This is a genomic window from Mesorhizobium sp. AA22, assembly GCF_001672375.2.
Classification (GTDB): Bacteria; Pseudomonadota; Alphaproteobacteria; order Rhizobiales; family Rhizobiaceae; genus Mesorhizobium; species Mesorhizobium wenxiniae.
This window is the reverse complement of sequence record NZ_CP048406.1, coordinates 1194949-1208455: the sequence shown is the minus strand read 5'-3', so window position 1 is coordinate 1208455 and position 13507 is coordinate 1194949. Positions and strand designations below refer to the sequence as shown.

Here is a 13507-nt window from a genome sequence, read left to right as displayed (position 1 = left end):
CAAGCTGTTATCGATGCGGCATGGAGGGCTGCCGCCAGACGCAGACAACTCTGCCTGGGCAACATTTCTGTCTCATCCGAATGCGATCAGCAGATCCTTGGCGTCGATCTGATCGCCGGCCTTGACCAGCACTTCGGCGATTGTGCCGTCGCGCTCGGCATGCAATGCCGTTTCCATCTTCATCGCCTCGATCGACAGCAGCACGTCGCCGGCCTTGACCGCCTGGCCGGCGGCAACGGCAAGCGCCGAGACGACGCCGGGCATCGGCGCGCCGACATGCGCCTCGTTGCCCGGTTCAGCCTTGCGCCGCGCCTTGGCGGCGGAAGCGCCATGCGCGCGGTCCGGCACTTTGACCCGGCGCGGCTGGCCGTTGAGCTCGAAGAACACGGTGACCATGCCCTTCTCGTCGACATCGCCGATGGCCAGGCAGCGCACCACCAGCGTCTTGCCCTTCTCGATGTCGACAAAGATCTCGTCTTCCGGCTTCATGCCGTAGAAATAGGTCGGCGTCGGCAGCACGCTGACCGGCCCGTAGGTTTCCTGGGCTGCGGTAAAGTCGGAGAAAACCTTCGGGTACATCAGCCACGAGGCGAATTCGAATTCGCTGAGCTTGCGCTCGAGCTTGTCCTCGATCTCCTTGCGGCTGGCCTTGAGATTGGCTGGCTTCAACAGGGAGCCAGGTCGCACGGTGATCGGTTTGTCGCCCTTCAGCACCTTCTTCTGCAGTGCCTCCGGCCAGCCGCCGGGCGACTGGCCGAGGTCGCCGTGCAGCATCGACACCACTGAATCGGGGAAGGCGATATCCCTGGCCGGATTTTCGACATCGGCGACCGTCAGGTCCTGGCTCACCATCATCAGCGCCATGTCGCCGACGACCTTGGACGACGGCGTCACCTTGACGATGTCACCGAACATCAGATTGACGTCGTGATAGGTTTGCGCCACTTCGTGCCAGCGCGTCTCCAGACCGAGCGAGCGCGCCTGTTCCTTGAGATTGGTGAACTGCCCGCCTGGCATTTCGTGCAGGTAGACTTCCGAAGCCGGCCCCTTCAGGTCGCTCTCGAAGGCGGCATACTGGTTGCGCACCGCCTCCCAGTAGAACGAGATGTTTCTGATCCATTGCTGATCGAGACCCGGATCCCGCTCGGTGCCCTTCAGCGCTTCGACGATCGAGCCCAGGCAAGGCTGCGAGGTGTTGCCGGACAAGGAATCCATCGCCGCGTCGATGGCGTCGACGCCGCTGTCCACCGCCGCCAGCACCGTCGCCGCCGACAGGCCCGACGTGTCGTGCGTGTGGAAATGGATCGGCAGATCGGTCGCCTCGCGCAGCGCCTTGAACAGCACTCGTGCCGCCGCGGGCTTCAGGAGGCCGGCCATGTCCTTGACCGCGATGATATGGGCGCCTGCCGCCTGCAACTCCCTGGCCAGCGTGACATAGTATTTGAGGTCGTATTTGGCGCGGGCCGGATCGAGTATGTCGCCGGTATAGCAGATCGCCGCTTCGATCAGCTTGCCCTCGGCGCCGACCGCGTCCATGGCGACGCGCATGTTGTCGACCCAGTTCAAACAGTCGAAGACACGGAACAGGTCGATGCCGCCGGCGGCGGCCTGTTTGACGAAATGCTCGACGACATTGTCGGGATAGTTGGTGTAGCCGACGCCGTTGGCGCCGCGCAACAGCATCTGCAGCAACAAATTGGGCGCTGCCTCGCGCACCAGCGACAGCCGTTCCCACGGGTCTTCGGTGAGGAAGCGCATGGCGACGTCGAACGTCGCTCCGCCCCAGCATTCCAGCGACAAAAGCTGCGGCAGCGCGCGCGCATAGGTGCCGGCAATGCCGGCGATGTCATATGTGCGCACCCGCGTCGCGAGCAGGGATTGGTGTCCGTCGCGCATCGTCGTGTCGGTGACGAGCACTTGCTTTTGCGCGCGCATCCAGGCCGCGAATTTCTCCGGCCCAAGTGCCTCGAGCTTCTGCTTGCTGCCGTCGGGCACATTGCCGTTGAGATAGGGCACCATGGGTGCGGCCGCATCCGCCTTCGGCTGCGGCCGGCCGCGCGTCTCGGGATGGCCGTTGACGCTGACATCGGCCAGGTAGTTGAGCAGCTTGGTCGCCCGATCCTGTCGCTTCACGCTCGCGAACAGTTCCGGCGTCGTGTCGATGAACTTGGTCGTGTAGGAATTGTCGGCGAAACTCGGATGATTGATGATCGCCTCGAGGAAGGTGAGGTTGGTCGCCACGCCGCGAATACGGAACTCGCGCAGTGCGCGGTTCATGCGGGCGATGGTTTCGGCCGGCGTCGGTGCCCACGCCGTCACCTTCTCCAGCAGCGGGTCGTAAAAACGGGTGATGACCGCGCCGGAATAGGCGGTGCCGCCATCGAGGCGGATGCCGAAACCGGTGGCGCCGCGATAGGCGGTGATGCGGCCATAGTCGGGAATGAAATTGTGCTCGGGATCTTCCGTGGTAATGCGGCACTGCAGCGCGTGGCCGTTGAGCCTGATCTCCTTCTGCGCCGGCACACCCGATTCCGGCGTACCGATGGCGAAACCGTCGAGAATGTGGATCTGCGCCTTGACGATGTCGATGCCGGTCACCTGCTCGGTGACGGTGTGCTCGACCTGGATGCGCGGGTTGACCTCGATGAAGTAGAATTTGCCGGTGTCGGCATCCTGCAGGAACTCGACCGTGCCGGCGCCGATATAGCTCGTCTCGCGAGCGATCTTCAGTGCATAATCGCAGAGCTCCTCGCGCCGTGACATTTCGAGATACGGCGCCGGCGCCCGCTCGACCACCTTCTGGTTGCGGCGCTGGATCGAGCAATCGCGCTCGAACAGGTGCACGGCATTGCCGTGTGTGTCGCCCAGCACCTGCACCTCGACATGGCGGGCGCGCTCGATCAGCTTTTCGAGATAGACCTCGTCCTTGCCGAAGGCGGCTTTCGCTTCGCGCTTGCCCTCCGTCACCTCGCGGGCGAGATCGGCCTCCGAGCGGATGGCGCGCATGCCGCGGCCGCCGCCGCCCCACGATGCCTTCAGCATCACCGGATAGCCGATCGTCTTGGCGAGCGCCTTCACCGCCTCGATGTCGTCGGGCAACGGGTCGGTGGCGGGAATTACCGGCACGCCAACCTCGATCGCCAGGTTGCGTGCGGCGACCTTGTTGCCGAGCCTGCGCATCGTATCCGGCTTGGGTCCGATGAAGATGATGCCGGCCTTGGTGCAGGCTTCGGCGAATTCAGGGCTTTCCGACAACAGCCCGTAGCCCGGATGGATGGCATCGGCGCCCGACAGCCTGGCGACGCGGATCACTTCTTCGATCGACAGATAGCTTTCGATCGGCCCCATATCCTTGGTCAGATGCGGCCCGCGCCCGACCTGGTAGCTTTCGTCGGCCTTGAAGCGATGCAGCGAGTATTTGTCCTCCTCGGCCCAGATCGCCACGGTTTTGAGGCCGAGTTCGTTGGCCGCGCGGAAGACGCGGATGGCAATTTCGGAGCGATTGGCGACAAGGATCTTCGAAATGGCCAAGGACAAGGCTCCGGACGCTGACGGGAAGGGAACTGGCGCCATGATTAACGCGAAAATGCTGCAGTGCAAACAAAATCGAAGGAAGCAATTAAACCGATTTAGTTTGATCTATCGCGTTGACACATTGCGAGTCCGTCCGGACGACGCCCCGCAGTCCCGATCCAGGCTTTCGGGAAACTCACATGAAAAATGCCCGGCGCGAGGCGCCGGGCATTTTATGTAGCAACGTCCGGTTATTTGCCGGGTGCGTTCTCGACATAGGTGTACTTGCCGTCGTCGCCCTTCTTCCAGGTGTACATGACGTAATCCGGACGGGTGATGTCGCCTTTCGCATCATATCCGATCTCGCCGATCGTGGTCTTCCAGGGGCCGGCCGACTTGATGGTCTCAGCTACCTTCTGAGCGTCATCGGCTGAACCGGTCTTGGCGATGGCGGCCGCGATGATTTCCATCGCCGCGTAGGAGTAGAGGGTATAGGCCTCAGGCTCGAAGCCGGCCGCGCGGAACTTCTCGACGAGCTCCTTGGCGTTCGGATTCTTGCGCGGATCCGGAGCGAACGTCATCAGCGTGCCGTCGACGGCGTCGCCGGCGATGGAGGCCAATTCGTTTGACACGATGCCGTCGCCGGACATGAAGGTTGCCTTGAGGCCCTGGTCGGCGAGCTGGCGTATGATCAGGCCGGCTTCGGTGTGCAGGCCGCCATAGTAGACGACGGAGACGCCCGCGTCCTTCATCTTGGCGATGAGGGCCGAGAAATCCTTGTCGCCGACATTGATGCCTTCATACATGGCCTCGGTCACGCCATTGGCTGCAAGCGCCTTCTTGGTTTCGTCGGCGAGGCCTTGGCCATAAGGCGTCTTGTCATGGATGACAGCAATCTTGGCATCCTTGAAGTTCGCGGCGAGATAGTCGCCAGCAACCTTGCCCTGCTGATCGTCGCGTCCGCAGGTGCGGAAGGTGTTCCACATGCCGCGTTCGGTGAACTTCGGATTGGTCGCAGCCGGGGTGATCTCGAGGATACCGTTCTCGGCATAGACTTCCGATGCCGGGATCGAAACGCCCGAGTTGAAGTGGCCGACCACGTACTTGACGCCGTCGGCGACGAACTTGTTGGCGACCGAGATGCCCTGCTTCGGATCGGAGACGTCGTCGCCGACCGTGAGCTTGACCTGCTCGCCGTTGATGCCGCCGGCCGCATTGATGTCGGCGACAGCCTGTTCGGCGCCCTTTTGCAGCTGCGCGCCGAAGGCGGCGTTCGGACCGGTGATCGGACCGGCAACGCCGACCAGGATGTCAGCCCACGCGCTTCCGCTGAACGCGACGAGCGCGGTCAGGGCGACGGCGGACAAAAGTGATTTTCTCATGTAAAACGCTCCCATTTACAGAGTGGGCGTGGATGATGCTTTCATGCGATGCCCACTTTTACTCGCAGAAAACGTACTTTGCCGATTTTCAGGCACTTGTCACGCCGATTCATCCCCGGAACGGCGTTAATGGTGAACGTCAACCTTTTGGTTTCCAGCTCAAAAGCGATGCTCTTTCGTAGAGCCAGTTATACTGTGTCACCATCTGGTTGGTACGCGTGTATTGATAGCCGATGAAGCCCAATATCATCAGGACAATGGTGTCGACGATGTAGTACTGCAGCGAGAACATCGTGCCGTCGAACAGTGCGTGATGGATGAACCTTACGGCGATGCCGAGGCCGAGCATGTAAGCGAACAATTGGACGAAGCTGCGCCATGTTTGGGCGCAGGCCTTGCCTGTCATCCATGCCGCCCAGCCGCCAAGTAGGCAGGTGACAAAGAAGAACTGCCAGACCGAGGGTTCCTCATAGAGAATGCCCTGCATGATGAAGACTCCTGAACTCAGTGATGGCCGCCTTCGAGATAGGCGGCGCGCACGTCCGGATCGGCGAGCAACTCCTTGCCGGTGCCGCTCATCGTCACATTGCCGTTGACCATGACATAGCCGCGCGTGGCGAGTTTCAGCGCGCCGAAGGCGTTCTGCTCGACCAGGAACACGGTCAGCCCCTGCGTGCGGTTCAACTCGCGGATGGCGTCGAATATCTGCTTGACGACCAGCGGCGCCAGGCCCAGCGACGGCTCGTCGAGCAGGAGCAGCTTCGGCCGCGCCATCAGCGCACGTCCGATCGACAGCATCTGCTGCTCGCCGCCCGACAGCGTGCCGCCGCGTTGGGCAATGCGTTCCTTCAGGCGCGGAAACAGCGTGAACACCTTCTCGACATCCTCGTCGTAATGCTGGAGGTTGTCGAGGCTGGCGCCCATCTGCAGGTTTTCCATCACCGTCATGCGCGGGAAGATGCGCCGTCCCTCCGGCGACTGGGCGATTCGCATGCGCGCGATCTCATGGGTCGGCAATTGGGTGATGTCGATGCCGGCGAAGGTGATGGTGCCCGCCCGCGCCCGTGGAGCACCAAAAATGGTCATCATCAGCGTCGACTTGCCGGCGCCGTTAGCGCCGATCAGCGCCACGATCTCGCCCTGCTTGACGGTGACATCGACGCCGTTCAGCGCCCTGATGTTGCCGTAGTAGGTCTGGACGCCCTTGATATCGAGCAGCGTCGTGCCGGCCATTATTTACGCCCTCCGCCCCGTTTGGAGACGCCTGATGTATTCGGCTTTACCTGAGCCTTGGTGGCCGGCTTTGCCGCTGAGGATTTGGCCGCAGAGGGTTGCTTGGCTGCCGCCGGGGAGGCTGCCGCGGCGCTCGACCTTGCGTCGACCTGCCCGGCTTTCGAGGCGCCCTTCGACACCGTGACCCGTTCGCCCTCGCTGTGCCCGACCGTGTCGGTCACAGGTCCGGCGAGATACGAAGATGATGTGCCCGGGCCGTGCGCCGAATCCGGGCCCGTGTCCAGTTGCTCGATGACGTCTTCGTCGCCGACCTCGGTCAGCACCGTCTCGACGTCCTCGTCTTCGACCCCGAGATAGGCGGCAATGACACGCGGGTCGGTGCGTACCGCATGCGGACTGCCATCCGAGATCTTGCGCCCGTATTCGAGCACCACGACATGGTCGGAAATCTGCATGACCACCGCCATGTCGTGCTCGATCAGCAGGATTGAGGTGCCGGTGTTGTCCTTGATATCCATCAGAAGCGCGTTGAGCGCCATCGATTCCTTCGGATTGAGTCCGGCCGCCGGTTCGTCGAGGCAGAGCAGCTCCGGACCCGTGCACATCGCCCGCGCGATCTCCAGGCGCCGTTGCGCGCCGTAGGGCAGGTCGCCGGCCGGATCGTCGGCTCGATCGACGAGGTCGGCCTTTTCCAGCCAGTGCCTGGCGAGGTCGATCGACTCGGCCGACGCCGTCCGGTAGCCGCTGAAGCCGAACAGGCCGAGGACGGTGTAGCCGGAAGCCTTCATCAGCTTGTTGTGCTGCGCCACCAGCAGGTTCTCGAGCAGCGTCATGCCCGAGAACAGACGAATGTTCTGGAAGGTGCGCGCCACCTTGGCGCGCGCCGGAATCTCGTGGTTCGGCAGGCGTTCGAGCAAGAAGCTCGAGCCGTCGCGCCGGCTGAGCGTGATCATGCCTTCCGACGGCTTATAGAAGCCGGTGATGCAGTTGAACACCGTGGTCTTGCCGGCACCGTTCGGCCCGATCAGCGCGGTGATCTCGCCGCGCCTGGCCTGGAAGGACAGGTCGCCGATGGCGACCAGACCGCCAAACTTCATCGACAGATGCTCGACCTGCAGGATGGCATCGTTCATGGATGGGCTCGCATCGCTCATCAGCCGTGGCCCTCCTTGGTGAAGGAGCCGGATACGGCCCTGCTCTCTTTGAGAAAGGCTGTCGGTTCACGACTGCCGACGAAGCCGCGCGGCTTCCACAGCATGACGATGACCATGGCCATGCCGAACAATAGCATGCGATAAAGCTCCGGCGTGAAGTCGGGACCGAAAACCTGCTTCAGGAAATCGAGCTCGCGCAGCACCTCGGTGCCGCCGATCATCACCATGGCAGCGACGGCAATGCCGACCAGCGAACCCATGCCGCCGAGCACGACGATGGCGAGGATGATCGCCGATTCCAGGAAGATGAAGGATTCGGGGCTGACGAAACCTTGCCGCGCGGCGAAGAACGAGCCGGCGAAGCCGCCGAACATGGCGCCGGTGGCAAAGGCGGTGAGCTTGGTTGTGGTGGTGTTGATCCCGAGCGAGCGGCAGGCGATCTCGTCCTCGCGCAGCGCTTCCCAGGCGCGACCGACGGGCATGCGCCTAAGCCTTATGGTGACGAAGGCGGTCAGAAGGCAGAGTCCCAGGATCAGGTAGTAGAGGAAGATCTTGTAGTAGGCGCTCGACGTGGCGATGTCGAAAACCTTGGCGATATAGTTCGGATCCGAGACATTGAACGTCATCAGGCCGAAAAAGGTGACCTTGGGGATGCCGGAGATACCGGCGGAGCCGTTGGTAACCTCACGCCAATTGATCAGCACGAGACGAATGATCTCGCCGAAGGCCAGCGTCACGATCGCCAGATAGTCGCCACGCAGGCGTAGCACCGGAAAACCCAGCAGCACGCCCCAGAAGGCAGCCATGGCGCCGGCGGCAGGCAGCAGGATCCAGAACGACAGGCCGTATTGCGTGCCGAGCAGCGCATAGGCATAGGCACCGACGGCGTAGAAGGCGACATAACCAAGATCGAGCAGGCCGGCGAGGCCAACGACGATGTTCAACCCCCAGGCCAGCATCACGTAGATCAGGATCTGGATGCCGAAATTGTCGACCCATTTCAGAGAACCCTGGAACCCGGCGGCCACCGATCCTCCGTACAAAGCAAGCACCAGCACGACAATGACCGGGTAGAGCGCCAGTGCCGTTATGCCCAGCGCCGAAAAATGGGCATGGATGAAGGTTCGGAAATAAAACAGCACAGAGGCGAGGGCGTAGATGATCGCCAGCGCCCTCAGGAACCGTGCATAACCGGCCAGACCGGGTCCCAGCAATCCGTCAAGGGAGCCGGCAAGGAAAACCAGCACGGCCACTGTGGCGATGGCAGCGATGAAATAGGGCAGGCGGAAGAACCGCGTCGCCACGCTCTCCGGCAGCAGGCCGGTGGCGACGTCGACGATCTGCTGATTTGCCAGGAAGGGCTGTCCGTAGGCGACGTAGAGAAAACGCCCGGCCATGGTCAGCACAACCACGACGGCAAGAAGCAACCAGCGCTGTACAAGGATCAGTTCGTTGGAGATGTTCTGATCGGTCCTCAGGCCGATGAACAGCACGAACAGGCCGAGCGCAATGGCGCCGGCATAGAGCGCTTCGCGGGTGGCGCGCTGCATGGGGGTGGCGACGATGTCGCGCTCCGGAGATGCGGTGACCGCCATTGTCTCAGACCTTTTCGACTTCTGGCCGGCCGAGAATGCCGGAAGGCAGGAAGATCAGCACGATCGCCAGGATTGAGAAGGCAGCGACGTCCTTGTAATCGATCGAGAAATAAGCCGACCACATGCTTTCGATGAAGCCGATCATCAGCCCGCCGAGCACGGCGCCGGGCAACGAGCCGATGCCGCCGAGCACCGCGGCAGTAAATGCCTTCACACCAGGCGTAAAGCCATCGGAAAACACCACCACACCGTAATACATCAGGAACAACGTGCCGGCGACGGCGGCAAGGGCGGCGCCCATGATGAAGGTGATCGAGATGGTGCGATCGACGTCGATGCCGAGCAGTGCGGCCATCTTGCGGTCCTGCTCGCACGCCCTTTGGGCTCGACCCAGCGAGGTCTTGTTGACCAGGTACCAGAACAGCGCCAGCAGGACTATGGTGACCAGGACGATGATGATCTGCTTCAGCGACACGCTGATGCCTTCGATGTTGTAGACCTTGGACACCATCGGCGGGACCGGCTTGTTGCGCGGCCCTTGCGTCACCTGGACGAAATTGGACAGCGCAATCGACATGCCGATCGCGGTGATCAGCGGCGCCAGCCGGAACGAACCGCGCAAAGGCCGGTAGGCCACCTTCTCGATCGTCCAATTGTACATGCTGGTCAACAGCATTGCGACGATCATCATGACCAGGAGCGCGATCACCACCGGTACCGAATAGAACAACGCGCCGAGGATAAGGAAAACGATGAGGGCGGCGAAAGCGCCGATCATGAAGATGTCGCCATGGGCGAAATTGATCATGCCGATGATGCCGTACACCATCGTATAGCCGATCGCTATCAGTCCATAGATCGATCCCAGCGTCAGCCCATTGATAAGCTGCTGGACAAAATACTGCATGCTGTCGTGGCTCCCCTGGAATGTCGCCCATGCAGACGCATTCCTTTTCGTATTTCCCCTAGTCGTAAAGTTTCGAGCCCGGATTGCAACGTCATTTTTTAATCGGCATGCGTGATTTTGAAGCACGCAATCGGATTGCCCGTTCTTCCCTTCCCGGCCTCTGGACTATCGCGGACCCTATCATTGGCATAACACAATGTCTTTGGCGATTCGTCGTCAAAATGCACGCCGTTTCGAAGGAATCGCCGTCAAAATAAGTTGATGAGCGGGATCGTTGCGCCGCCTGAGCAATCGATCTTTGCGTTCCCTTTCATTTCCCTGTGTCAGGATGCTCTCTATTTGACGACGAATCCGTGCGCGAACGGATCGCGGTCGTCGATGAAGATCGTGTTCAATCCGGTCATGCGCGCCCAGCCGCCGATCGAGGGAATGATCGCCGGCTTGTCCGCCACCGTGACTTCCTTCTCGACCCTGCCTTTGAACAGCGAGCCGATGATCGATTCGTGGACGAAATCGTCGCCAGTCCTAAGCTTGCCCTTGGCGTGAAGCTGCGCCATCCGCGCCGAGGTGCCGGTGCCGCAAGGCGAGCGGTCGATCGCCTTGTCGCCGTAGAAGACGGCGTTGCGCGCATCCGCCCGGCTGTCGGTCGGCGCACCCGTCCACAGCATATGCGAAAGCCGGTCGATGCCGGGATTCTGGGGATGCACGAAGGCGTACTTCTCGTTGAGCCGCTGCCGCACCACCGGGCTCCAGGCGATGAGGTCGCCGGCGGAATGGTCGGCCATGTCGCGATAGTTCTTCTGCGGCTCGACGATGGCGTAGAAATTGCCGCCATAGGCGACGTCGACGATGATCTCGCCGAGCTGCGGACATTCCACCGTCAGTCCCTCGGCATGGAGGAAGGACGGCACGTTGGTGATTCGCACCTCCTCGACATATTCGCCGACCTGTTTGTATTCGGCGGTGACCAGGCCGGCCGGTGTGTCCAGCCTGAGCAAACCCGGCGTCTTCGGCTTGATCAGCCCGTGCTCGATGGCCATCGTCACGGTGCCGATGGTGCCATGACCGCACATTGGCAGACACCCCGAAGTTTCGATGAACAGGATGGCGATGTCACAATCGGGCCGCGTCGGCGCATAGAGGATCGAGCCGGACATCACGTCATGGCCCCGCGGCTCGAACATCAGCCCGGTGCGGATCCAGTCATATTCGGCCAGGAAATGCGCGCGCCGCTCCATCATCGTCGCGCCCTGGAGCAGCGGTCCGCCGCCGGCGACCAGCCGCACCGGATTGCCGCAGGTGTGACCGTCGATGCAGAAGAAGGAGTGGCGCGCCATGTCTAGATCCCGTCAGAAGCGGTTCGGAGAAAACGGAGAAAGATCAAACATCGGATTTTGGCCGAGAATGAGATCGCGGACCAGGCGCCCGGTGGCAGCTGCCTGGGTCAGGCCGAGATGGCCGTGGCCGAAGGCATAGACTATCGTGCCGGCATGCCTGGCGCCACCGATCACCGGCAGCGAATCCGGCAGCGACGGCCGATACCCCATCCATTCGCGGCCGCCGGCCGGGTCAAGCCCCGGCAGGAATTTCTGTGCCTTGTCGAGCAGCGCTTTCGAGCGGGCGTAGTTGGGCGGCCGCTCAATCCCGCCGAGCTCGACCGCGCCGCCGACGCGCACACCGGTTTCGAGCGGGGTGATGACGAAGCCGTGGCCGGAGAAGATCAGTTGCCGCTTAACGTCGAAGGCGGTTTTCGGCAGGGTCGTGTTGTAGCCGCGCTCGGTTTCGAGCGGGATGCGGTCGCCGATATGTTTCGCCAGGAGATGCGACCACGCGCCGGCGGCGATGACGAGGCATTTTGCTTGCCGCATCCTACCGTCGGCCAGCGTCAACGTTGCGCCATCCTGCCCCGCTCCGACATGGTCGATCCGAGCCTTTTCGAAACGCGCGCCGTTCTTCTCAGCAAAGGTCCAGATCGCCTTGCTCAATAATTTCGGATCCGTAACGGTCTTCCATCCCGGCACGAAAGTGCCCTTGACGAAACGCGGCGACAGGCCGGGCTGCAAGGCGACGAGAGCATCGCCCTCGACATGGTTGAAGCCGATGCCGAAGCTTTGCCTGGCCGCCCAGCGGGGCAGCGACGCCTTGAACTCGGCCTCGCTCTCGTAAAGTTCGAGCGAGCCGTCCTCGCGCAGCATGTTTCCGGTGCCCGAGCGCGCCATCAGCCCTGCCCATTCGGCCTTGGCGAGCCGCATCATCCCGGCCTGCGCACCGAGGCTGGCCTCGTAGCGGTCGTTTCGTCCGGCGCGCCAGAAGCGGATAAGCCAGGGCAGCAGCTTCGGCAGGTAGGCGGGCGGGATGCTGAGCGGGCCGAGCGGGTCGGCAAGCCATTTCGGCAGATGCCTGATCATGCCCTTGTGGGCCAGCGGCAACACATCGGAAAAGGCCAAGGCAGCAGCATTGCCGGAACTCGTTTCCTCGCAGATGCCCGTTCGATCGAAGATCGTGACGTTTCGCCCCGCCTCGGCCAGATAGGCGGCGACACAGATGCCGATGATGCCGCCGCCGATAATGGCGATGTCGAGCGTCGCATCGCTATTCATGGCTGCGCGCCGCGCTGCATGGCTCGGCCTCCGCCTCGCTCCGCACCTTGGAGCCAGCCTCCTCATCCGTCCCTTCGGCCCGCCTTCGCCCCGTCGGGGAGAAGAGGCTGACGCCAGCGTTTGCGACCTCTTCTCCCCTCAGGGAGAAGGTCGCCGCGAAGCCGCCGGATGAGGGGGTCCGCGACATTGCCATCTTAGAATTGTGGCAGCACGGGCCGCACCGCCAGCGCATCCCTGACGATCTTTTCGACGGTCTTTCGGCGCTCGCCCGACAGCGGCTGGCGCGGCATGCGCACGCGGTCGTTGGTGTTGATCGCCAGGACTTCGGCGAGCTTGATGTTCTGCACCAGATAGGTCGACACGTCGAGGTCGAGCAGCGGCCGGAACCAGCGGTAGATTTTTAGCGCCTCCTCCCGGCGGCCCTGTTTCATCAACTGATAGATCGCGACCGTCTCGCGGGGGAACGCGGTGACCAGTCCCGCCACCCAGCCGATGGCACCGACCGACAGCGCCTCGAACGCAAGATTGTCGACGCCGGTGAACAGGTCGTAACGGTCGCCCAAGCGGTTGATGATTTCTGTCGAGCGGCGGATGTCGTCGGAGGATTCCTTGATGGCGACGAAACGCTCGTCCTTCGCCAGTTCCTCCATCTGACCGACGGTGACGTCGACGCGATAGGCAAGCCGGTTGGAATAGATCATAACCGGCAGGTCGCCGGCCTCGGCGACAGCGCGCAGTGCCGCGACCGTCTCCTCCGCATGGGTGTGGTAGATCGGGCTCGGCACCACCATCAGCCCGTTAGCGCCCTCCTTGGCGGCGCGGCGCGCGATCGCGGCCGCCTCGCGCGTGCCGGGCTCGTTGACCGTCAGCAGAACCGGCTTGCTGCCAGCGATCTTCTTCGCGGTCTTCAGCACGTCGATCTTCTCGTCATGCGAGAGCATCGGCCCCTCGCCGAGCGAACCGCAGACGATGATGCCGTCGCAGCCGGCCTCCATCTGCAGCGCAAAGCAGCGCTCCATCTCGGCGTGGTCGAGGCGGTCGTCCTCGGTGAATTTGGTCGTGACGGCGGGGAAAACTCCAGTCCACATGGCGGTCGCTCCATCTGATATATCAGTCGTATATT

At 62.4% G+C, this 13507-nt stretch carries 8 protein-coding genes and 3 pseudogenes; all 11 read right to left on the bottom strand.

The features are described 5' to 3' along the window. Nucleotides 1-72: 72 nt before the first annotated feature. Complete coding sequence (gene pyc / locus A9K68_RS05700) at nt 73-3531, bottom strand: pyruvate carboxylase (protein ID WP_065011222.1); 3459 nt, start codon at nt 3529-3531, stop codon at nt 73-75. Between the two features lie 233 nt (nt 3532-3764). Beyond that, nucleotides 3765-4895: a branched-chain amino acid ABC transporter substrate-binding protein gene (locus A9K68_RS05695; RefSeq protein WP_029348955.1), complete on the bottom strand. Its 1131-nt coding sequence runs from the start codon at nt 4893-4895 to the stop codon at nt 3765-3767. A gap of 139 nt (nt 4896-5034) precedes the next feature. Then, nucleotides 5035-5382 (bottom strand): DUF6867 family protein, encoded by a 348-nt coding sequence (locus tag A9K68_RS05690; protein WP_065011221.1) that lies wholly within the window; start codon nt 5380-5382, stop codon nt 5035-5037. A 17-nt stretch (nt 5383-5399) separates the two neighbouring features. Beyond that, nucleotides 5400-6128 carry an ABC transporter ATP-binding protein gene (locus tag A9K68_RS05685; RefSeq protein WP_065011220.1) on the bottom strand — a complete coding sequence of 243 codons (729 nt, stop codon included), beginning with the start codon at nt 6126-6128 and terminating at the stop codon, nt 5400-5402. Between the two features lie 44 nt (nt 6129-6172). After that, nucleotides 6173-7282: pseudogene (locus A9K68_RS05680) on the bottom strand (ABC transporter ATP-binding protein); the annotation flags it as partial. Beyond that, a pseudogene (gene livM / locus A9K68_RS05675) lies at nt 7282-8409 on the bottom strand (high-affinity branched-chain amino acid ABC transporter permease LivM); the annotation flags it as partial. The pseudogenes livM and A9K68_RS05680, both read right to left, overlap by 1 nt. A gap of 189 nt (nt 8410-8598) precedes the next feature. Then, nucleotides 8599-8832 (bottom strand): annotated as a pseudogene (locus tag A9K68_RS32425) (DUF3382 domain-containing protein); the annotation flags it as partial. Nucleotides 8833-8881: 49 nt separating this feature from the next. After that, the gene (locus A9K68_RS05670) at nt 8882-9784 is read right to left on the bottom strand and encodes a branched-chain amino acid ABC transporter permease (protein ID WP_065011217.1); all 903 of its coding nucleotides are present in this window, start codon (nt 9782-9784) and stop codon (nt 8882-8884) included. Between the two features lie 335 nt (nt 9785-10119). Beyond that, complete coding sequence (locus A9K68_RS05665; RefSeq protein ID WP_065011216.1) at nt 10120-11121, bottom strand: 4-hydroxyproline epimerase; 1002 nt, start codon at nt 11119-11121, stop codon at nt 10120-10122. Between the two features lie 12 nt (nt 11122-11133). Next, nucleotides 11134-12384, bottom strand: a complete 1251-nt coding sequence (locus A9K68_RS05660) for an FAD-binding oxidoreductase (RefSeq protein WP_065011215.1) — start codon at nt 12382-12384, stop codon at nt 11134-11136. A gap of 194 nt (nt 12385-12578) precedes the next feature. Further along, entirely contained in the window at nt 12579-13472 is an 894-nt protein-coding gene (locus tag A9K68_RS05655; RefSeq protein WP_065011213.1) for a dihydrodipicolinate synthase family protein, read from the bottom strand. Nucleotides 13473-13507: the final 35 nt, after the last annotated feature.